The organism is Pseudomonas sp. HP_14 (genome assembly GCF_055283875.1).
In genome coordinates this window covers 232,016-254,170 of the sequence record NZ_JBTOQI010000045.1, presented here as the reverse complement: position 1 = coordinate 254,170, position 22,155 = coordinate 232,016, and the positions used below count along the sequence as shown (strand labels likewise).

Annotated in this window: 19 protein-coding genes; 10 read left to right on the top strand and 9 right to left on the bottom strand. The window is 56.4% G+C overall.

The annotated features are described in order from the left end of the window. Positions 1–349 precede the first annotated feature (349 nt). A complete protein-coding gene (gene pdxR / locus ACYASS_RS25440; protein WP_463588130.1) occupies positions 350–1,891 on the bottom strand; it encodes a MocR-like pyridoxine biosynthesis transcription factor PdxR in 1,542 nt (513 codons plus the stop codon). Positions 1,892–1,980: 89 nt separating this feature from the next. Between pdxR and ACYASS_RS25435 the strand changes: the two genes are divergently transcribed. The 4 genes from ACYASS_RS25435 (at position 1,981) to ACYASS_RS25420 (ending at position 4,823) form a co-directional block, all read left to right on the top strand. Continuing rightward, positions 1,981–2,604: an FMN-binding negative transcriptional regulator gene (locus ACYASS_RS25435; protein ID WP_463588129.1), complete on the top strand. Its 624-nt coding sequence runs from the start codon at positions 1,981–1,983 to the stop codon at positions 2,602–2,604. Positions 2,605–2,704: 100 nt separating this feature from the next. After that, entirely contained in the window at positions 2,705–3,151 is a 447-nt protein-coding gene (locus tag ACYASS_RS25430; RefSeq protein WP_463588128.1) for a GNAT family N-acetyltransferase, read from the top strand. Between the two features lie 11 nt (positions 3,152–3,162). Then, complete coding sequence (locus ACYASS_RS25425; RefSeq protein WP_463588127.1) at positions 3,163–3,837, top strand: GNAT family N-acetyltransferase; 675 nt, start codon at positions 3,163–3,165, stop codon at positions 3,835–3,837. A 371-nt stretch (positions 3,838–4,208) separates the two neighbouring features. Beyond that, positions 4,209–4,823 (top strand): hypothetical protein, encoded by a 615-nt coding sequence (locus tag ACYASS_RS25420; protein ID WP_463588126.1) that lies wholly within the window; start codon positions 4,209–4,211, stop codon positions 4,821–4,823. A 33-nt stretch (positions 4,824–4,856) separates the two neighbouring features. Here ACYASS_RS25420 and ACYASS_RS25415 read toward each other — a convergent pair whose 3' ends face one another. The 3 genes from ACYASS_RS25415 to ACYASS_RS25405 form a co-directional block, all read right to left on the bottom strand. Beyond that, complete coding sequence (locus ACYASS_RS25415) at positions 4,857–5,135, bottom strand: helix-turn-helix transcriptional regulator (protein ID WP_463588125.1); 279 nt, start codon at positions 5,133–5,135, stop codon at positions 4,857–4,859. 426 nt (positions 5,136–5,561) lie between these two features. Then, a complete protein-coding gene (gene oadA, locus ACYASS_RS25410) occupies positions 5,562–7,370 on the bottom strand; it encodes a sodium-extruding oxaloacetate decarboxylase subunit alpha (RefSeq protein WP_463588124.1) in 1,809 nt (602 codons plus the stop codon). Between the two features lie 100 nt (positions 7,371–7,470). Further along, on the bottom strand, positions 7,471–8,886 hold the full coding sequence (locus tag ACYASS_RS25405; RefSeq protein WP_095093062.1) for an acetyl-CoA carboxylase biotin carboxylase subunit: 1,416 nt from the start codon (positions 8,884–8,886) through the stop codon (positions 7,471–7,473). A 184-nt stretch (positions 8,887–9,070) separates the two neighbouring features. Here ACYASS_RS25405 and ACYASS_RS25400 point away from each other — a divergent pair, with 184 nt between their 5' ends. Beyond that, complete coding sequence (locus tag ACYASS_RS25400) at positions 9,071–10,021, top strand: LysR family transcriptional regulator (protein ID WP_463588123.1); 951 nt, start codon at positions 9,071–9,073, stop codon at positions 10,019–10,021. Here ACYASS_RS25400 and ACYASS_RS25395 read toward each other — a convergent pair. Next, a complete protein-coding gene (locus ACYASS_RS25395) occupies positions 9,975–10,199 on the bottom strand; it encodes a PA3496 family putative envelope integrity protein (RefSeq protein ID WP_463588122.1) in 225 nt (74 codons plus the stop codon). The genes ACYASS_RS25400 and ACYASS_RS25395 overlap by 47 nt on opposite strands. Before the next feature lie 211 nt (positions 10,200–10,410). Between ACYASS_RS25395 and ACYASS_RS25390 the strand changes: the two genes are divergently transcribed. Next, the gene (locus ACYASS_RS25390; RefSeq protein WP_463588121.1) at positions 10,411–10,743 is read left to right on the top strand and encodes a hypothetical protein; all 333 of its coding nucleotides are present in this window, start codon (positions 10,411–10,413) and stop codon (positions 10,741–10,743) included. 88 nt (positions 10,744–10,831) lie between these two features. Here the strand turns inward: ACYASS_RS25390 and hexR are convergent, their stop codons facing one another. Further along, positions 10,832–11,698 carry a transcriptional regulator HexR gene (gene hexR / locus ACYASS_RS25385; RefSeq protein WP_087269295.1) on the bottom strand — a complete coding sequence of 289 codons (867 nt, stop codon included), beginning with the start codon at positions 11,696–11,698 and terminating at the stop codon, positions 10,832–10,834. A 152-nt stretch (positions 11,699–11,850) separates the two neighbouring features. Beyond that, positions 11,851–14,358: a putative bifunctional diguanylate cyclase/phosphodiesterase gene (locus tag ACYASS_RS25380; protein WP_463588120.1), complete on the bottom strand. Its 2,508-nt coding sequence runs from the start codon at positions 14,356–14,358 to the stop codon at positions 11,851–11,853. 237 nt (positions 14,359–14,595) lie between these two features. Between ACYASS_RS25380 and uvrD the strand changes: the two genes are divergently transcribed. From uvrD to ACYASS_RS25365, 3 genes are all read left to right on the top strand, one after another. Then, the gene (gene uvrD / locus ACYASS_RS25375) at positions 14,596–16,779 is read left to right on the top strand and encodes a DNA helicase II (protein ID WP_243244717.1); all 2,184 of its coding nucleotides are present in this window, start codon (positions 14,596–14,598) and stop codon (positions 16,777–16,779) included. 345 nt (positions 16,780–17,124) lie between these two features. Then, positions 17,125–17,976: a Tim44 domain-containing protein gene (locus ACYASS_RS25370; RefSeq protein WP_243244716.1), complete on the top strand. Its 852-nt coding sequence runs from the start codon at positions 17,125–17,127 to the stop codon at positions 17,974–17,976. A gap of 131 nt (positions 17,977–18,107) precedes the next feature. After that, positions 18,108–18,515 (top strand): SMI1/KNR4 family protein, encoded by a 408-nt coding sequence (locus tag ACYASS_RS25365; protein WP_027901704.1) that lies wholly within the window; start codon positions 18,108–18,110, stop codon positions 18,513–18,515. Between the two features lie 130 nt (positions 18,516–18,645). Here the strand turns inward: ACYASS_RS25365 and ACYASS_RS25360 are convergent, their stop codons facing one another. After that, positions 18,646–20,409, bottom strand: coding sequence for a cation:proton antiporter (locus tag ACYASS_RS25360; RefSeq protein ID WP_243244715.1), 1,764 nt, complete (start codon positions 20,407–20,409; stop codon positions 18,646–18,648). A 296-nt stretch (positions 20,410–20,705) separates the two neighbouring features. Between ACYASS_RS25360 and ACYASS_RS25355 the strand changes: the two genes are divergently transcribed. Then, positions 20,706–21,191 (top strand): acyl-CoA thioesterase, encoded by a 486-nt coding sequence (locus ACYASS_RS25355; protein WP_027901706.1) that lies wholly within the window; start codon positions 20,706–20,708, stop codon positions 21,189–21,191. Between the two features lie 82 nt (positions 21,192–21,273). On the opposite strand, the gene pdxY is transcribed toward ACYASS_RS25355, so the two are convergent. Then, positions 21,274–22,140 carry a pyridoxal kinase PdxY gene (pdxY, locus tag ACYASS_RS25350; RefSeq protein WP_463588119.1) on the bottom strand — a complete coding sequence of 289 codons (867 nt, stop codon included), beginning with the start codon at positions 22,138–22,140 and terminating at the stop codon, positions 21,274–21,276. Positions 22,141–22,155: the final 15 nt, after the last annotated feature.

The window sequence follows — 22,155 nt, the reverse complement described above, 5'->3', positions numbered from 1 at the left end:
GGTAATGGCGGCGAGTATATCGCGCACAAGCTTTCGTGATCCTGCCGATGCGCTGACACGCAATAAACAATGATCCCGTTGCTGTGCGCTTCCAAAAACAACATTCAACCATCTGACTTGGAATGCTTTTTTACCTGTAAGAGCGCGCTTGCCCGCTATTCGGTCTGTCGGTTAATAAATAATCGGTTGTGCTGACGCTATCGCGGGCAAGCGCGCTCCTACAGGTTCCTTTCTGCTGTTAAACAGCGCGGCGTCAGGAATAACGGGATGGCTCCTACAAAAAAACATTTCAATTTGGATGTTATTTTTTGCTTGATGGGAGCCAACAAGGGCTGGTGTTTTCCTAAAGTTATCGCCAGACCTGTTTCAGCCTTTCCAGTGCTGCCACGATGTCCACCTCCGGGACCGCTGCAAAGCCCAACACCAGCCCTGCCCTCTTATCCACTGGCTCGCTGGATTCCGGCAGCCAGTAACTGCTTAAAGGGCTGATTTCTACGCCGACGCTATTGGCTTTTTCAATCAGCTCAGTTTCCCGCGCCAGGTTGTCTACCCTCACCGCGACATGCAGTCCGGCGACGACTTTGGGCATTGCCGCACAGCCTGGGATATCGTCGGGCCAATGGCTCAACAAGGTATTGCGACGGCTCAATGCTGCACGGCGCATCCTGCGGATGTGGCGCTGAAAATGCCCAGCAGCGATGAACCCGGCCATCACCGCCTGGGTGCTGACTTCAGAGTGGCGCATATCCACCGCACGACGCCGACTGAACGGTTCAACCAGACCTGCAGGCAGCACCAGATATCCCAGGCGCAATCCGGGATAGGCAATTTTGCCGAAGGTACCGACGTATAAGACTCGACCACTGCGGTCCAGTGCCGCCAAAGGTGCCAAGGGCGCACCGCTGTAGCGGTACTCGCCGTCGTAGTCATCCTCGATAACCCAACCTCGTGTTTTCTCGGCCCAGGCAAGCAACTCCAAACGCCGGGCGAGGCTCATGACCACACCCGTCGGGTATTGATGCGAAGGGGTTACATAAGCAAGTTTGCAGGGATGTCGCTCAAGCTCGTGGCAACACAAGCCTTCCTCATCAACAGCAATGCCGTGCAACTTCGCACCCGCTACCGCGAAGGCATGCCCTGCCGCACGGTATCCCGGATTTTCGATAGCAACACCGTCGCCCTCCTCCAACAGCAACTGTGCACAAAGACTTATCGCCTGCTGCGCGCCACTGGTGATTACTATTTGCTCAACGGCGCATTGCAAGCCTCGCGAGGTACGCAGATAGACCGCGATCAATTCACGTAGAAGTGGATAACCTGCGGCCTCACCGTAGCCGAGCAAGGCCAGGTCAGGCTTACGCCAAAACGCCGAATAAAGCCTGCCCCACGTCGCAAAAGGGAACAGATCGAACGCCGGCACACCGACGCGAAATGCCCGAGGCGCACCTGCGAGCGGAGGGTTCAAATGATGGCGCTCAAGCCGCTCAACAGCCGCGCTGTGGATAACTTCGACACCGATATTTTCGGCTGATAATTGAGATTTTGTGGATAAAGCTGTGGGTAAGCCTGTTGGTAACCCTGTGGACACTTTTGTGGATAGTTTTTTGCCAAGGATTGCAGCGCCGGATAACAGCGCGACATAAGTCCCGTCGCCGATTCGTCCTTGGGTAAAGCCTTCTGCATACAGCTGGTCGTAAGCGCGCATCACGCTATTGCGGGAAATGCCCAGGGATTGAGCCAGATCCCGGCTGGCTGGCAAACGAGTCCCGCTACTCAAACGCCCGTCGAGAATACGCACGCGCATGGCTTCGTAAAGCTGACGGCTCAGGCCTTTGCGACGATCAAGCTCGATACCCGTCAGGCTGAAGGGAAAGGATGGCGGCTGGGACATGAATTGGCCCTATCAAATTGGCGAATAATGGCTCTTACAACAAGCCAATAGCCTGCCTACGATTCAGGCATCGGCAAAGAGATATTTCCATGTACACACCAAGCGCCTTCACAGACAACGAACTCGTCAGCCTGCACAGCCTGATTGAGCAGACCCGGCTGGCAATTCTCGTTACTCATGACGAGCAAGGCCTGCAGGCCAGCCATTTGCCGTTGCTATTGCGCAGCGATGAGGGCGCACAAGGCACGCTTTATGGTCATCTGGCCAAGGCCAATCCTCAGTGGCGCGCACTGCAACAGGGGGCAGAAGCCTTGGTGATCTTCCCAAGCGTGGACGCTTACGTCAGCCCCTCGTTTTATCCATCTAAGGCAGAGCACGGCAAGGTCGTGCCTACCTGGAATTACGTGACCGTTCACGCCTATGGCTGCGCGCAGGTCTTCAGTGATCCAAAGCGCCTGCTCGAGGTCGTCAGCGGTCTGACTGCCAAACACGAAACTGGACGCGACCCCCCTTGGGCGGTGGCCGACGCTCCAGCGGATTACATCGACAAGATGCTCGGCGCCATCGTCGGCTTTTCGCTGCCTATCGAGCGCCTGGAGGGCAAACGCAAACTCAGCCAGAACCGATCAGCGGCCGACATCGCAGGTGTGCGTGACGGACTGGCGGCCAGCGCGGATTCCAAGGATCAGGAACTGGCTCGCCAGATGAGCTGAGACTGTTTTTGACGCACACCGGGATTTGTAGGCTCACGAGCACCGCGAGCTCCTACAGAAAAGCATTTAATTCAGTTAATTATTTCGACAGGAGATCGCCATGACCGATATTCAGATTCGTCCCGTCACCGAACAGGATCACGCGGCATGGCTGCCGCTGTGGCTGGCCTACCTGACGTTCTACAAAACCGTGCTGCCCGACACCGTTATCGCCAGCACATGGCAGCGTTTTCTCGATCCCGCTGAGCCCACCAATGCGGCCTTGGCCTGGCAAGACTGCGAAGCAGTGGGCATGGTCCACTTCATCTATCATCGCTCCAACTGGAGCATCGCCAACGCTTGTTACCTTCAGGACCTGCTGGTTACGCCGGAACAACGCGGGACTGGCGTGGGGCGCCTGTTGATAGAACACGTTTACACCACTGCCAAAGCCAATGATTGCGACAAGGTTCACTGGTTGACTCACGAAACCAACGCCACCGCGATCCAGCTATACGAGCGAATTGCTGAGCGCCCTGGCTATATTCAATTTCGAAAAATGATCTAGGAAACTTGTCCATGTCGAACCCTGTACCCGATTGGCAACCAGCGAAACTCCCGGACACCAGAACGCTGGAGGGACGTTTTATCCGTCTGGAAAAACTCAGTGTCGCGCGTCATGGCGACGGTTTATGGGACGCCCTGCAGGGGCCTGACTCGGATCCCAAACTTTGGGATTATCTGCCTTACGGGCCATTCCTGGAGCGCAGCGTGTTCGACACCTGGCTAGCAGGTCACGAAGCCAATACCGACCCGTGGTTCTACGCGATCGTCGATCAGGTGACGGGCGTGATAGATGGTTGCCTGAGCCTGATGTCGATCGTCGCAGCCCAAGGCCGAATCGAAATTGGTCACGTGACCTTCGGCGGCCAGATGCAACGCACACCAAAAGGAACCGAGGCGATATACCTGCTGGCTAAAGAAGCCTTCGCTTTGGGCTACCGTCGCCTGGAGTGGAAATGCAACGCCGACAACGCCCGCTCCAAGCGCGCAGCTGACCGGTTCGGCTTCAGTTATGAGGGCACCTTTCGGCAACACATGGTGGTCAAAGGCGTAAACCGTAACACCGCCTGGTATTCAATCATCGACAGCGAATGGCCTGAACTGCAAAAGGCCTTTGAGGGATGGTTGGCTGAAGAGAACTTCGAAGATGGCCAGCAGATAAAAGGCCTGGAAGCGTTTCGTAAGATTTAAACAGGCCTGCCGCATCCCACGACCTGCAGGAGCGAACGCGCGCGAGACGGTTGCTAAAACATCCTGTCTCCCGAACAAGCTCGCTCCCACAGGATCTTCGCCATTCAGTAGGACCGGCTTTAGCCGGGAGGATGTAAGGACATTCGCTAGACCTCCTTCGGCAGAAATCCCCCTCCCGGCTGAAGCCGGTCCTACAAGATCAAGATCACGCTTGCAGGCCACATAGGATCTCCCACAAGTCTAAAATCGAACAATTCGCTACATATCAGCAAGTTAAGTTTTTGCGCTTCCCGGCGCAGAGACTATGGTTCAGTGCATGCCACCTTGGCATGCACCCATTAACCGGCAATAAACAACAAGGATGTTGTGAAATGAATTCCGAAATCCCGTCCGCCCTCCAGGACATAAGCATCAAAGCAGCGCCAGTTAATCCATGGCGTGTACCCGCCCCTGTTTTACACAGCGGCAAATACGGCAGCGTCATCATCGACCGTGGCGAGTTGCAGAAAGCCGTGGCAGGTAGCAAAAACTATTATCTGTTCTCGGACACCGTTGTAGGCGCCCAATCCCTGATCATCGTTGGCACTCCACTGCAGATCATGGAGTTTTTGCTTTCCCGTGAGACACATGGCATCGAGAGCCAGATCAAGTCCCTGCCGGACATTTACATGGGCATCGCGCCGTTCAAAGCCAAGGAGCGCTTCAGCGGAATTTTCCCGATAGGGGATACGCTGGTCGAGGTAGTAAAGTATTTCGCCAACGTCATTCCTGTGCCGGACTGGGTGGTGCTCGCAGCGAGCCCGACCACTTTGAATGATATGAGGAAATCGCTCGTTGGCTTGAACGATGTCCAGAAACAAAAAGGCCAGCTCCTGTACGTGAAGTTCAGCTACCTGAAAGAAGACGGCATGGAAAAGATCGCGTCGCAAAGCATCAGCTTCAAGCAAGTGGCCGAGGCGATTCAGAAGCGCTACAAAAAGCCATAAGAGAGAAAGCGTAAGACAAGTGGTGAGAGGTCGTTAGCTGATCTGCCGATGACGCCTCACCACTCCCATCTGCAAACCGAATGGCCGGAACACCGCGTTCAAAGACTTGAGGGTCGGATTACCTTCACCCTGCTCGATCTGAATCAACGTCCGTACCGAGATTTTGCACATCCTGGCGTACTGGCTTTGATGCAACCTCGCGCCCTCAAACCGCAGCCGCTTGACCGCCTCGCCCATCTCAAGGCTTCCGTCAGCGATACCCTGTTGAACGCTTTCGATCAGCAGCGCGCGAGCGTCAATGGATAAGGTCATTGCAGCCCCCAGGTGGTCAACCGCTGGTCCAGTTTGCCCAGAGTGATGGCTGGATGGTTGAACGCATCCTTCCAGATGTCATCGCCATAAATTTGAACGGTGAGGTTATACATGGGCCGCCTGCAATTTATTGCACCTGCCAGACAGTAAAAGTGAATCTATCTGCACTACAGTGCATTTATGGACTTATGTTCGAGGCAAAAAATGCAATTTAATGCAGTTATGAGCTTTGAATTAAAAAAAGGGAGCCACGGAGGCCCCCTGAGGAAATCTTGAAATTCAATGCTTGGCAATACAGCCTTGTAGGAGCGAATTCATTCGCGAAGAGGCCGGTACACCCGAAACATAGGCGGCGTTTTCACTACAGCATTCGCGGATAAATCCGCTCCCACATGAGCCTCGCTACGGGTTTGGGATCGTGCCTGATCAACCCTCAATCTCTACCAATATCTCGCCCGGATTAACCCGGTCGCCCTTGGCCACATGAATGGCGACGACCTTGCCAGCGATTGCAGCCTGGACTTCGGTTTCCATCTTCATGGCTTCGGTAATCAATACGGCCTGACCGGCTTTGACCATGTCACCTTCCTTGACCAGGACATCGACGATGTTGCCGGGCATGGTGGTGCTGACGTGGCCCGGACCACTGGCCTGAGTGCGCTTGCTTGCGCCGCCGCTGACAAACTCATTGAGCGGCTCGAACACCACTTCTTCCGGCATGCCATCGATGGACAGATAGAAGTGACGCTTGCCTTCCGACTTCACGCCCACCCCGGTGATATCGACCCGGTAGCTTTCACCGTGAACGTCGATAACGAATTCGGTTGGCACGCCCTCTCCACTGGCTTTGCTTACACCACCCGCTTCCGGGATAGGCAACAACTCTTCAGGTTTGAGGGTGCCAGCAGCACGCTCTTCGAGGAACTTGCGGCCAATGTCCGGAAACATCGCGTAAGTCAGCACGTCTTCTTCGCTTTGGGCCAAGGCGCCAATTTCGCCACGCAGCTTGGTCATCTCCGGCTTGAGCAGATCTGCCGGTCGCACGTCGATCAGCTCTTCATTGCCGATCGCCTGACGACGCAGCTTTTCATCCACCTGACCCGGCGCCTTGCCATAGCCGCCCTGCAGATAAAGCTTCACTTCATTGGTGATGGTCTTGTAGCGCTCACCCGCCAGGACATTGAAGAACGCCTGCGTACCAACGATTTGCGAAGTCGGTGTCACCAGCGGCGGGTAACCCAGGTCTTTGCGCACCCGTGGAATCTCGGCCAGCACTTCACCCATGCGGTTTAGCGCGCCCTGTTCCTTGAGTTGGTTGGCGAGGTTGGAAATCATCCCGCCCGGCACCTGATTGACCTGCACACGGGTATCGACCGCTGTGAATTCGCTTTCGAACTGGTGATATTTCTTACGGACAGCGTAGAAATACAGCCCGATTTCCTGCAACAGCTCCAGGTTCAGACCGGTGTCGAATTCGCTGCCTTTGAGCGCGGCAACCATAGACTCTGTGCCCGGATGGCTAGTGCCCCACGCGAAGCTGGAGATGGCGGTATCGATGTGATCGGCGCCGTTCTCGATCGCTTTGAGCTGACACATCGCGGCCAGGCCAGCGGTATCGTGAGAGTGGATAAACACCGGCAACGACTGCTCTGTCTTGAGCGCTTTGACCAGTTCGCCCGTGGCGTAGGGCGTCAGCAAACCCGCCATGTCTTTGATCGCTACCGAATCACAGCCCATGGACTCCATCTGTTTGGCCTGAGCGACAAAGGCGTCGATGGTATGCACCGGACTCGTCGTGTAAGCGATGGTGCCCTGAGCATGTTTGCCAGCAGCTTTCACCGCCTCGATGGCGACGCGCAGGTTACGCACATCGTTCATGGCGTCGAAGATACGGAACACATCAATGCCATTGACCGCAGCCTTGGCGACGAAGGCTTTGACCACGTCGTCGCTGTAATGGCGATAGCCCAACAGGTTCTGCCCACGCAGCAACATTTGCAGGCGCGTGTTGGGCAACGCGGCACGCAGTTGGCGCAAGCGCTCCCACGGGTCTTCTTTCAGAAAGCGCACACACGCATCAAACGTCGCGCCGCCCCAGCACTCCAGCGACCAGTAGCCGACTTTGTCGAGCTTGTCGCAGATGGGCAGCATGTCTTCGGTGCGCATGCGAGTGGCCAGCAGCGACTGGTGGGCGTCACGCAGGATGGTGTCAGTTACGAAGATTTTCTTAGACATTTGGATCTCCTCATAGCGACAAGCTGCAAGCTACAAGCGGCAAGTAAGAGCAGATCTGCTTTTGCTTGAAGCTTGCGGCTTGGAGCTTGCCGCTGCTTATTCATAACCCTGCGTGGGCGGCGATGGCGGCAGCGATGGCCAGGGCCAGCTCTTCGGGTTTGCGCTTGATCGAGTAGTTGGTCAGTTCTGGATGGCTTTCCACGAAGCTGGTATTGAACTGACCGCTACGGAATTCCGGGTTACGCAAAATTTCCTGGTAATAAGCCGCAGTGGTTTTCACCCCTTGCAGGCGCATGTCATCCAGTGCGCGCAAACCACGGTCCATCGCCTCCTCCCAGGTCAGCGCCCAGACAATCAGCTTCAGGCACATGGAGTCGTAATACGGCGGGATGGTATAGCCCGTGTAAATCGCCGTATCGGTACGCACACCGGGACCGCCGGGCGCGTAATAACGAGTGATCTTGCCGAAGCTCGGCAGGAAGTTGTTCTTCGGATCCTCAGCGTTGATCCGGAACTGCAGGGCGAAACCACGATGGATGATGTCTTCCTGCTTGACCGAGAGCGGCAGGCCGGACGCGATCCGAATCTGTTCGCGGACGATATCGATACCGGTGATTTCCTCAGTGATGGTGTGCTCCACCTGCACCCGAGTGTTCATCTCCATGAAGTACACCTCGCCCTCCGCGAGCAGGAACTCCACGGTGCCGGCGTTCTCGTAACCCACTGCCTTTGCCGCGCGTACAGAAAGATCACCAATGTAAGCACGCTGTTCCGGAGTCAACTGCGGGCTTGGAGCGATTTCGATCAGCTTCTGGTTGCGGCGCTGAATCGAGCAGTCACGCTCAAACAGGTGCACGACATTGCCGAAGCTGTCGCCCAGAATCTGCGCTTCAATATGCTTGGGATTGACGATGCACTTTTCGAGGAAAACCTCTGCCGAGCCAAATGCTTTGGTCGCTTCGGAAATCACTCGCGGAAACGCTTGCTCCAACTCTTCGCGGCTGTTGCATCGGCGGATACCCCGACCGCCGCCACCCGAAGTGGCTTTGAGCATCACCGGGTAACCGATGCGGTCCCCTTCGAGCAGCGCCTCGGTAATGTCGGCAACGTTGCCTTCGGTACCCGGCGTCACCGGCACACCGGCCTTGATCATGCTGCGGCGCGCTTCAGTCTTGTCCCCCATACGGCGGATGACTTCAGCCGAAGGACCAATGAATTTAATGCCACGTTCGGCGCATATGTCCGCCAGTTCGGCATTTTCCGAAAGGAACCCGTAGCCTGGATGCAAAGCATCGCAACCGGTCTCCACCGCAAGATTGACCAGCTTGCGCGGGTTCAGATAGCCCGCAAGAGGCTCGGCACCAATGCTATGGGCTTCGTCCGCCCGCTTGACGTGTAACGCATGGCGATCGGCGTCGGAAAAGATTGCCACCGAACGGATGCCCATCTCGGCGCAAGCGCGCACGATCCGGACAGCGATCTCTCCACGGTTGGCGATCAGGATTTTTGTTATCACGAGTATTTCCTCGACCGTTAAAGCGGTTTTTGTAGCAGAACCGGTTTTGTAACAGGGCATGTGGTTGATTGCCGCAGGAACACCCTATGCCCGATCAGGGATTAACAAAAATGAGTAAAAATTGGGTTGTGTATAAGTAAAGCCTTATAGTTGACACTTCAGCGCATAAGCGGAGCCGGTAAAAATGCGTAAGTCATTGATGCGTATGACATTGCGTCAGCTACGAATTTTCAACGAAGTGTGTGATCTGCGTTCATACAGCAGAGCAGCGGAAGAAATGTCGCTCACTCAGCCGGCTGTCAGCCTGCAGATTCGTCAGCTTGAAGAACTGGTAGGCCAACCGCTGTTTGAATACGTCGGCAAAAAACTTTACCTCACCGAGGCCGCTGAAGCGCTGCAATCGGCCAGTCGCGATATTTTCGGGCGACTGGAAAGCCTGGATATGCAGCTCACCGATATGCAGGGCTCACTGCAAGGGCAACTGAAGCTGGCCGTTGAGTCGAGCTGTAAATATTTCATCCCGCATCTGTTCGCCGCCTTCAAACGCAATTTCCCGGAGGTGGTTCTGAATCTGACGGTAGTCAACCGCGCTCAAGTGATCAGGAGGCTGTCAGACAACCGTGATGATTTGGTCGTGATGTCGATGGTCCCGCAGGACATGGGCCTGGAATTCCTGCCATTCCTGAATAATCCGATTGTAGCCGTTGCCCCGCCAGACCACCCGCTATGCGACGGGCGTGCGTTGGCGCTCAAGGATCTGGAGCCTTATACGTTGCTGATTCGGGAAAATGGTTCGGGGACTCGCAAGGCCTGCGAAGAGTACTTCAAGGACAAACGCGTGCACTTCACCAAGACTGTAGAGATGTCGGCCCACGAAGCGCAGCGTGAAAGTGTACTTGCCGGACTGGGCATTGCGATGCTGACCCGCCACGCGGTCAGTCTGGAACTTGCCACCAGCATGCTCAGGGAGTTACCGGTGGCAGAGTTGCCGCTGTATCGCAGCTGGTGCGTGGTGCAGGCCAAGGATCGACGCTTGTCGCCCGTGGCACACGCCTTCCTGGGGTTCATCCGCACCGAGCGTGCGCAGATCAGCCAGCTGATGGAGCGTTTCGACGGGCGCCTTCCAACGGTTTAGCGGCCTGCCAGAAGCGCTCCGAAACACTCTCCTCAAAGTCGCACAGCTCTTGATTGAGCCGACGCGCTTCTGAATAGCTTTCTATCGCCCGACGGAACCCCATACGTCGCTGATCTTCCTGCTGACGGCGGGTTTTGACGGTGCTGCTCTGTTGCGAGTCATCGTAGTGCCGAGGCATATCCTGTCTCCCAGTGCGTTGCGGGAGTACAGAATGCCCAGTGGGCGTGACGATCTGACGGCGAATGCGTGACAGGATGGTTAAGATCAATAGATGCCACACCAGAAACATGATGTATCAACCAATATATTTATGTAGTGCTGCCCACCAGCAAGCCCTTGAGATAGTAGCCCTGCAGGACGCACATTAACTATTAGCAAGGAGCTAAACAGTGAGCATTCAACACAAAGACTGGCATGCACAAGACGACAAAATGCCAGGCGTTAATACCTTGAAGGTTTCTGGCATCGTGTCGCTGCCTCACCGCCTTCAGGCAGTTTTGGTTCGCAATGCATCTCCCGTTGCTGGCAACCATCTAGGTCTGGATCTGATGGTCGAAAGCAGAGAAAACGACATTACCCTGCCAGTAGAGAGGGATGAAACGACACTGTTTGATACCCCGGTTAGTTACACGCAACCAAGCGGAGCAACAATCACCGGAGTCAGTATCTTTTACAAAGGCGCGCTGCTGGCAAGCATCGATGACGTACAGATTACCCATTGATCAAGCGCGTTAGCATCAAAGTTCAGGGCTTCTGCCCGCTACCTCCCAGGTAGCGGGCAGCAGTTTTTGCGTCAAGCCCCTGAGAACATTAGTCTTCGTGAGATTTGATCGATTTGGGCGACAGGCGAAGGCTGCGCAAACTGCGCTTCACGCTTTTCAGATGGTTGACCAGGCTAGGCCCGCGCGCCATGGCGACGCCCATTGCCAGCACATCAATGACCACCAGATGCGCAATACGCGAGGTCAGCGGAGTATAGATTTCGGTGTCTTCGTGCACATCAATCGCCAGATTGACTGACGAAAGTTCAGCCAATGGCGTTTGACTCGGGCACAAAGTGATCAATGTCGCACCGGTCTCGCGCACCAGATTCGCGGTAATCAGCAGATCCTTGGAGCGCCCAGACTGAGAAATACACACCGCAACATCGGTCGGCGTCAGGGTAACGGCAGACATGGCCTGCATATGCGGATCTGAATAGGCCGCCGCACTAAGCAACAAACGGAAGAACTTGTGCTGTGCGTCAGCCGCTACAGCACCCGACGCACCAAAACCGTAAAACTCGACTCGCTTGGCCGCCGCCATGGCTGTCACTGCCAATTGCAGAGCGTGAGGGTCCAGGTTTTCGCGAACTTCCATCAACGTGTGCAACGTGGTGTCGAAAATCTTCAGGCTGTAGTCAGCGACCGAGTCATCTTCGTGGATCGCAAACTGGCCAAAGCTGGCTCCGGCCGCAAGGCTCTGCGCCAGTTTGAGCTTCAAATCCTGAAAGCCGGTGCAACCAATGGCACGGCAGAAGCGCACGATGGTCGGCTCGCTGATACCGACGCTATGCGCCAGATCGGCCATGGAACTGTGCATCACAGCCGCAGGGTCAAGCAGCACGTGGTCGGCGACTTTCAGCTCCGACTTGCGTAACAGATGGCGTGACTGGGCAATGTGTTGCAGCAGATTCAAAGGGGCAGACTCGGCAAAGGTGCATGGGACGGGATGTAGCTTTCTTGTAGTTATACTACATGACCTGCGGGACGCCCAGTTAAACGAACCGGGTCAGGTAAACAGGAACGATTTGGGGAGAAGTCAGGCAACGAAACAGGACCTTTCCCACATCAATGCCAGATCTGGCTCGCGTTTTCCCTCAGAACTTCAGCCAGAACCTCTGCCTCAATCGGCCGACTGATCAAATACCCCTGCACCTCATCGCAACCATTGCTGCGCAGAAAGTCGAGCTGCGTCTGAGTTTCCACACCTTCCGCGACCACTTTCAAACCCAGGCTATGCGCCATGGCGATAATGGCGCGGGTAATTGCGGCGTCTTCGGTGCCCTCGCCCAACCCGCGAATGAACGCCTGATCGATTTTCACGTAGTCCACGGGGAAGCGTTTGAGGTAGCTCAATGACGAGTAACCCGTACCGAAATCGTCAATAGCCAGCTTCACCCCCAATTCCCGTAACTGCTGGAAGGTGGTGATGATGTGCTCGACGTTGTCGAGCAATTGGCTTTCGGTCAGCTCCAGCTCCAGCCAGTGAGGCGCCAGTCCGGTTTCCTCCAGTACTTGCCGCACCAGGCTGACCAGCTTGCCCTGACGTAACTGATGTACCGACAGATTGACTGATACCCGAATGGGCTCAAGCCCTTGGCGCTGCCATTCACATGCCTGGCGGCAGGCTTCGCGCAGGACAATCTCGCCAATGGAAACAATCAGGCCAGTCTCTTCAGCCAGGCTGATGAAGTCTCCAGGCGGCACCATGCCGCGTTCCGGGTGACGCCAGCGCACCAGTGCCTCCGCAGCATCGAGATGTCCAGTCGCCAATGACAGCTTGGGTTGATAGAAAACCTCCAACTGTCGGCCTTCAATCGCCCGACGCAGTTGAATCTCCAGTTGCAGACGCTCAAGGGTGCTGGCTTGCAGGCTTTCGGTGAAAAACTGGAAGTTGTTACCGCCCAGATGCTTGGCGTGCTGCATCGCGATGTTGGCCTGATTGACCAACGCCGAAATTTCCCGCGCCGAATCAGGCAACAGGCTGATACCGACTGACGCACTGACAACCAGTTCATGGCCCGCTACGGAGATGGGCGTTCTCAGCTTGGCCAGCAGGCGCGTGGTGACGCGGGTCAGACTGGACAGACTGCCGTACGAGTCGAACAGCACCGCAAACTCATCGCCAGACAATCTGGCAATGGTGTCCGCTTCCGGCAAGGTACTGCCCAGACGACGCGAGACCTGTTTAAGCAACTGGTCGGCAACTTCATGACCGAAGCTGTCATTGAGTAGTTTGAACCGGTCCAGATTGATGTGCAGCAGCGCCAGGCTCCTGCCGCCTTGCCGCACCCGTTGATTAGCTTCGTGCAGGCGTTCCTTGAACAGCGACCGATTGGCGAGCCCGGTCAGCTCATCGTAATGAGTCAGATAGCGCATGCGCTCTTCGGACTGCCTACGCGCAGACAGATCGGCGAAGAAGCCAACGATATGGCTCATATTGCCAGCGATATCCCGCACCACGCTCAAATGCAGCCATTGTGGGTACAGCTCGCCATTCTTGCGGGTTTCTACCAACTCGCCTTCCCAGCATCCGGTTTGCTCAAGTGCCTGATGAATGACTTGAAAGTGTCGTCGCGCATCGCGGCTGCTGGCGATATCGGTCACTTTACGTCCGACCATATCCTCTTGTTCATAGCCGGTCACTCGGCTGAAAGCCTGATTAACCGCGAGAATGTTGTAGTCCGGATCGAAGATGACGATGCCTTCACTGGCCGCCTCGAATACGGTCGCCGCCAGCCGGGGCGGGCTTTTACTCAGGGCAAGATTGGCTTCCTCCAACTCCTGAGTGCGCTGCACCACCCGAGTCTCCAACTCGGCCTGAGCCTCAAGCAGACTACGTTCGGCTTTTCGACGGTGCTCTATTTCCCGGGCAAGCTCAGTATTGAGTTGCTCGCTCTGAGCCTGAGCCTGCTGCAAAAAATCGATCAGCGCCTGATTCTGAAAGCGCCTGATCAGCCCTCGATGAATCAGACGGTTAACCTGCCAGGCGACAACGCTCAAGGCCAGTAACAGGATCAACCCCAACCATCCCCAGCCCCGCAAAGGAACATCCCCGCCCCAGAATGAATAGATAATAGGCGGCAAGAGACACGCCAGGGTGAACGTGAGAAATGCGGTAATGCTCACCGCGTAGGCGACACTCGCGGAGAGCGTCGCTACGCCGATCAGGCCAAATACCCAGGCTTGCTGTTGAAAGTTCTCGACAGGCACCAGCACGAGTGCGGCGCTGGCCAGCGTCAGTCCGCTTGCACAGGTGCCCAACAGAAATGTCTGCCCCCAGATCGGTAGCGCGCGGCGCTCGGCGGATGCAGAGCGAAAGGCGGCGACCTGAAAGATCCGCAAACCTACCAATGCGGCAAGCCAGCCGAGCCACACGCCCACCAGCAGATAACGCTCCGGCCCCCACAACAGCCAGGCGCAGACCAAACCATTGATCAACATGAACAGTGTGGGCAGCAACGAGCCTTGATACAGCATGCGCGTGCGCTCGACCGCCAACTGGCTGGCGTACTGCTTGCGGATATTGCGCCGGTCTACCCGAGAGGTAGCTGTAGCGCTAAAACTTGAAGTCATGGCGGTTTCTTATAATGGTGTGGCCTTGAACGTGCAGGGAGCATACACAAGCGCCACCAGAGACCAAACGTCTCTCCTCATATTAAATGGCAGTTCGCCACTTGACTCACTGTGCTCGTCTAATTCGGACATCCGGTCAGTACGGATGATTGCCTGCCGATCGTCGCCGAGCGCACTTTTGTCGATTTGGGCAAAGCATGGTTTGCCCGGCTTCGCTCGGCACCCTAGAATGCGTCGATGCGCGATGATCTCTCCCTTCTGCTTAACTCCCTCAACGATGCCCAACGTCAGGCCGTAGCTGCCTCCGTGGGTCGTCAGTTGGTTCTGGCCGGCGCTGGTTCCGGCAAAACCCGTGTGCTGGTGCATCGCATCGCCTGGTTGATCCAGGTCGAGCAAGCCTCGCCGCACTCGATCCTGTCGGTGACCTTCACCAACAAGGCGGCAGCAGAAATGCGCCACCGGATCGAACAGCTGATGGGTATTAACCCGGCAGGCATGTGGGTCGGCACGTTTCACGGCCTCGCGCACCGCTTGTTGCGTGCGCACTGGCAGGAAGCCAATCTGGCGCAGACCTTCCAGATCCTGGACAGCGACGACCAGGCCCGCTTGGTCAAACGCGTGATCCGCGAGCTAGGGCTGGACGAACAGCGCTGGCCCGTCAAACAAGCCCAGTGGTTTATCAACGGCCAGAAAGACGAAGGCCTGCGCCCCAAGCATATTCAAGCCAGTGGTGATCTGTTCCTGACCACCATGAAGTCGATCTACGAAGCCTACGAAGTCGCCTGTCAGCGCGCCGGGGTGATCGACTTCTCCGAGCTGCTGTTGCGCGCGCTCGACCTGTGGCGCGACAATCCTGGCCTCCTCGCCCATTACCAGCGACGTTTCCGGCATGTACTGGTCGACGAATTCCAGGACACCAACGCCGTGCAATACGCCTGGCTGCGCTTGCTGGCGCAGGGTGGCGACAGCCTGATGGTAGTTGGCGATGACGACCAGTCTATTTATGGCTGGCGCGGGGCGAAGATCGAAAACATCCACCAGTATTCGTCTGACTTCCCGGACACCGAAGTCATACGTCTGGAACAGAACTACCGCTCCACCGCCAGTATCCTCAAGGCCGCCAACGGGCTGATCATCAATAACAGCGGCCGCATGGGCAAAGAGCTATGGACTGATGTCGGCGATGGAGAGCTAATCAATCTGTACGCAGCCTTCAACGAACACGACGAAGCCCGTTATGTCGTGGAAACCATCGAAAGCGCCCTCAAGACGGGCCTGGCACGTAGCGAAATCGCCATTCTTTATCGCTCCAACGCCCAATCACGGGTGCTTGAAGAAGCATTACTGCGCGAACGGATTCCCTACCGTATTTATGGCGGCCAACGCTTCTTCGAACGTATGGAAATCAAGAACGCCATGGCTTACCTGCGCTTGCTGGAAGGCCGTGGCAATGATGCAGCACTTGAGCGGGTTATCAACGTTCCGGCCCGCGGCATTGGCGAAAAAACTGTTGAAGCAATACGTCAGCACGCTCGTCATGCCGACGTATCGATGTGGGAAGCCACTCGCCAATTGATCGCTAACAAGGGCCTGACCGGCCGTGCAGCAGGCGCGCTGAATGGTTTTGTCGAACTGATCGAAAACCTCGCCGCCAAGGTTATGGAAATGCCGCTGCACTTGATGACGCAGACCGTCATCGAGCAGTCCGGGCTGATCAATTACCACAAGGAAGAGAAAGGCGAAAAAGGCCAGGCCCGGGTAGAAAACCTTGAGGAACTGGTCAGCGCCGCGCGCAACTTCGAAAACAGCGAAGAAGACGCGGAGCTGACGCCACTGGCTGCTTTCCTGGGTCACGCTTCGCTTGAGGCTGGAGATACTCAGGCCGAGGAGCACGAAGACAGCATTCAGTTGATGACCTTGCACAGCGCCAAGGGCCTGGAATTCCCTTACGTGTTCCTGGTGGGCATGGAAGAAGGTCTGTTCCCGCACAAGATGAGCCTTGAGGAACCTGGACGTCTCGAAGAAGAACGGCGTCTGGCGTACGTGGGCATTACTCGCGCCATGCAGCAACTGGTAATGACCTATGCGGAAACTCGTCGCCTGTACGGCAGCGAGACCTACAACAAGGTGTCTCGTTTCGTACGTGAAATCCCGCCGCTGCTGATTCAGGAAGTACGCTTGTCCAATAGCGTTAGCCGTCCATTCGGTGGCACGCAAAAGGTCAGCACCAGCAACCTGTTCAACGGCACCGGGATTCCGGAAACCTCTTTCAGCCTCGGCCAGCGTGTGCAGCATGCAGTGTTTGGTGAGGGCGTGATCCTCAACTTCGAAGGCGCAGGCGCGCAGGCACGAGTGCAGGTCAACTTCGCAGAAGGCAGCAAGTGGCTGATGATGGGCTACGCGAAGCTGGAAGCTATTTAGACTGCTGACTCGTTGTCTGAATGGAAATACTTCCTGTGGAAGCTGGGCTTGCCGGCGATAAGGTCAACGCGGTTTCATGTGAATCGTATCCAGCCTTGTCGCGGGCAAGCCCAGCTCCCACAGACAGCAGCAATGCAGCGGCAGATTGAATCCGCCCCCGGTCACCTCCATATAGATGACACTGTCCGGCGATCTGTCCTACAGAACTTTAACCAAGGCCCTACGGACCAACCTACACAGGGTCTTGGGCAATTACGCAAAAGCCGGAAACACTTGGCCGCTAGCCAGACACATATGCCCTATGCAATATGGCGCGCGTGCAATCCACAAAACGGGAATACCCTTATGCAACGTTTTCTAAGCATCGCTATGGCGCTGTGCATCGGGCTCACTATGAGCTTTGAAGCCAACGCTGCGCGTTTCGGTGGCGGCAAGAGCATGGGCTCGGCGCCAAGTCACCAGTCGCGCCAAGCCACTCCGACCACTCCAGCTGCAGCGCCAACCGCTGCTGGTCGCCCTGCTGCTAGCGGTGCTTCCCGCTGGCTCGGCCCATTGGCCGGTATCGCTGCCGGCGGCCTGCTCGCTTCCATGTTCATGGGCGACGGCTTCCAGGGGATGCAAATCTTCGACATCTTGATCATGGCGGTTATTGCCTTCCTGATCTTCCGCTTCATCGCGGCTCGTCGTCGTAAGCAACAAGGCGAGCAAATGGCTACTGCTGCTGGTCCGATGACCTATCAGCGTGAAGCCGCTCAACAGCCTGCCCAGAACTCGATTTTCGGTGGTTCGGGTGCAGCATCGGCAGCCGCTCCGGTGATCAACGCTCCGGCCTGGTTCAACGAAACGCGCTTCCTTGAAGCCGCTCGCAGCCACTTCCAGTCACTGCAACAGCACTGGGACGCGAACGAGATGGACAAGATCGAAGAGTTCGTGACCCCGCAAATGCTGCAGTTCCTGAAGAAAGAGCGTGCAGATCTGGGCGACGCGTTCCAGTCGACTTACATCGACAACCTGACCGTGCAACTGGACGGCCTGGATGATCGCGCTGACAAGACCATCGCTACGCTGACCTTCAGCGGCGTATCCAAATCTTCGCGCTTTGACCAAGGCGAAGTGTTCAGCGAAAGCTGGAACATGGAGCGCCCACAAGGCGAGAATCAGCCTTGGCTGGTTGCTGGTATCCGCCAGAACGGCTGATCCAGACAGCTTCACGCATCAGCAGAACCCCGGACTTGTCCGGGGTTTTTGTTTATCCGTTGGGATAGTTATTTTGAGAAAGGCTTTAAGCTACTGTATAAACCGCGCCATCAAGTCAGAGGAGCCAGGCCGTGGAAGAAGTCATTGAACAATTACGCGAAGCGAATGAACCTGTTCCGGTTCCGCTGGAGCTGCCCGACGAGGACCAACTCGTTGAGGTCGAAGAACAGCTGTTCATCAATATCCCCTTCGTCTTCAAGGAATTTCTCCTGACGGTAAGCGACGTGGTGTACGGCAGCCTGGAACCGGTAACGGTTACCGACCCCGGATCGCATACTTATCTGCCTGAGGTCGCGGCCTCTGCCTGGGATATTGGCGTGCCACGCGAGCTGATCCCGATCTGTCAGGACGGTGAAGACTACTACTGTGTTGAAGAAGACGGCACGGTGGTGTTGTGGTCCGGCGAAGAAGAGCTGGTCACCGAAGAAAGCTGGGAGTCGGTGTGGCACTGGGCGCGGGACGTCTGGCTGGAAAGCTGAGTTGCGTTACCTGGATCTGTAGGAGCTGCCGAAGGCTGCGAATAGCGATGTGTCAGACAAACCGCTATCGGCGCCGTCGTAACCTCCGACAACTCCTACAGTACCCAGTTATCAGGCTTCAACCGGGCCGCTAGTGCCCATTCGACTCCTGGTTATTCCCCAGCGTCTCCAGCAACGCGATCTGCATCCGCGTATGCACCCGGATGAACCAGCGCCATGCTACTGCCGCGACAATGGCGGCGATCACGGCGATCAGAATCAGCAGTTCGTTGGTCGGCAGAATGCTCGCGGACAGCGCCGCGAGCATCACGAAGATCACCAGCAAAGACAGCAGAGGAATCACCTCTGCGATCACCTTGCGCACTCGCGCCGTGTGCCGACCCGCCATCTCCGGCTTGACGCCCATTTCCGCCAGCAACATCGACAGCGCTTTGAGCTTGCGATAAGCCGCGATCAGAAATGGCAGCGAGAGCAACAACGCGGCGCCGCAGATCCAGGCTTTCTGCTGCCCGACGTCGCTGACCCAGTCGCTGATATACACGCCGATACGCTCGGCGAAATAGCCGCCACAGAAGAATATGGCCACGACCAAAGCCAGATTGACCCCGACCTGCAACAGAATCCGCCGGATCATCGACGCCAGCAGCGCACCCTCACCTTGCGGCTGGATGCTGCGTAGCCACTCTCCGTACATGCCAAACACACGCGCTACGCGGCGAGGCATGATGTTCGCCAACTGGTTCGAGAGCGGGTCAGCACCGCGAATCAGATAAGGCGTCAGCAAGGTGGTGATCGCTGAAACGGCGACCGCTACCGGGTAGAGAAAGTCACTGGTGACCTGCAAGGTCATGCCCAGCGCCGCGATGATGAAGGAAAACTCGCCAATCTGTGACAGGCCCATGCCCACCCGCAGCGAGGTCTTTCCGTCGTTACCGGCGAGAAATGCGCCAAGCCCACAGGAGAGCATCTTGCCGAGGACAACGGCGACGGTGATCACCGCAATCGGCCAGGCGTATTGCACAAGGATCGCGGGATCAATCATCAAGCCAATAGCCACGAAGAAGATAGCGCTGAACATGTCACGAATAGGCTCGATCAGGCGCTCAATTTTCAGAAGTTGGCGCGACTCGGCCATGATCGCGCCGATCAGGAACGCACCCAGCACCATGCTGTATTCCAGTTTGACCACTAGCAGGCAGAACCCGAAACACAGACCGAGCACGGTGATCAGCAGCATTTCATTGCTTTCGAATTTCGCCACGTAGGCCAGCAAACGTGGGACCAGCAAAATTCCGATGACCAATGCAACGATCATGAACAGCGAGAGCTTGCCGACAGTTGAAAACACCTCCCCCGAACTGACCGACCCGCTGACTGCGATCCCGGACAGCAACGCGATAATGCCGATCCCCAGAATGTCCTCAACAATCAGCACACCGAAAATCAACTGCGCAAACGGCTGATTCTTCATTTTCAGATCGTTGAGGGCTTTGACGATGATGGTCGTCGAAGAAATCGCCAGGATCGCGCCAAGGAACAGCGAATCCATGGTGCTCCAGCCGAAGTACTGACCGATCTCATACCCGATCCAGATCATCAGGGTGATCTCGAGAAACGCCGCGATAAAGGCTGTAGCGCCTACCTTGAACAGCTTGCGCAGGCTGAACTCCAGCCCGAGGCAAAACATCAGGAAGATAACCCCCAGCTCGGCGAGGGTTTTAATGGTGTCTTCGTCGTGGATCAGCCCGAATGGCGGTGTGTGCGGCCCGATGATAAAACCGGCGACGATGTAGCCCAGCACAACAGGCTGTTTGAGGCGATGAAAGAGGATAGTCACGACGCCAGCCACCAGCATGATCACTGCCAAATCCTGAATAAAGCTGATGGCATGCATGGGTCCGGCTCCTTATGAAACGCATTGCTGCGGGCCGAATCCCCGAAAAACGACGGAAAATTCAGCTACTGCACTGCAAAATCTGATTAATTTGTAAGAAACTGCCCGCTCCACGGGCTTTCGCAGGTTAACACTGCACATTCATTGATAAAGCCGGTGCAATATATGGAAACAGATCGGGTAAGCGCGTGACGGCGTCCAGCCAGCAAGCGTCCCGATAACTGCCACACAACGCTTGAATCCGTAAGCACCGCCATAAGGTGCAATTTCTGAACCGCCTTGATCGTGAGTACGCTATGGAACCCGGAAACGCCCAGCTGTCGATGACTGTATTGATGACCCCGGACATGGCCAACTTTTCTGGCAACGTACACGGCGGCACCCTTCTGAAGTACCTCGATGAAGTTGCCTACGCCTGTGCAAGCCGCTACGCAGGCCGTTACGTCGTAACCCTGTCGGTGGATCAGGTGATTTTCCGCGAGCCCATTCATGTCGGTGAGCTGGTGACCTTCCTCGCGTCGGTGAACTACACCGGCAACACTTCAATGGAAGTGGGCATCAAGGTCGTCACGGAAAACATCCGCGAGCGCTCGGTGCGTCACACCAACAGCTGCTTCTTCACCATGGTCGCTGTGGATGACCAGCGCAAACCGGCCAGCGTACCGCCATTGGAACCAGAAAGCCCGGATGGCAAACGCCGCTACATTCAAGCCCAACAGCGTCGGCAGATCCGCCAGGAGCTGGAAAAGCGTTATCAGGAAATCAAGGACGAGACGCTCTAAGGCGAGACTCAACCCCGGTATATCAGGCAAAACAGACTATCAATTGGAATGCTATTCCTGTGGGAGCCGTGCTGACCACGCTCTACAACCGCACCGCCTCAAACCTCACGCGAGGATGAGCCGTGCGGTCCTGGGCGCGTACCAGTTCCAGCTCGTAGCTGCCGCACGCCTGAGTCTCCAGTAGCACTTCGTGCACCGCCGCTGCAGCGAACTCAAAAGCTGCAACCAGCTCATCCCCAAGCAGTACGCGAGCCAGGAACAAACCGGACGTCAGGTCGCCAACACCCACTGGTTGACGCGGAAAGGCCAGTAGCGGGCGACGCAAGTGCCAGCTGCCATCGGCAGTCACCAACAGCATTTCAAAGCCGTCAGCGGGCTTGCCGGGGTAATCCACATGCTTGACCACAACGGCTTTGGGCCCGCGGGCCAACAAAGCGCGAGCCATGGCGACGCAATCAGCCAATGAATCCGGTTTACGGCCGGAAAAACTATCCAGCTCCAACTGGTTCGGGCACATGAAATCTGCCACTGCTGCGGCTTCTTGCAGAAGAAAATCGCTGACCTCGGGAGGCACGATGCACCCCTTCTCGGGATGCCCCATCACGGGATCACACAAGTACAACGCGTTAGGGTTAGCGGCCTTGATGCGCGCCACACCCGTCAGAATCGCCCGCCCCTGAGCAGCACTCCCCAAATAACCGGAGAGCACAGCGTCGCAATTGCCCAATTCACCGATAGCAGCAATGCCCTCAATGAGCGCCGGAATCTGTTGCGGAGGCAATACATCGCCAGCCCATTGCCCGTATTGCGTGTGGTTGGAGAACTGCACGGTGTTCAGCGGCCAGACATTCACCCCGATCCGTTGCATCGGAAACACCGCAGCGCTGTTGCCTGCATGGCCGAAAACCACATGGGACTGAATGGCGAGCAAATGGGGTGTACGTTTCATCAAGGGTTCCTGAAC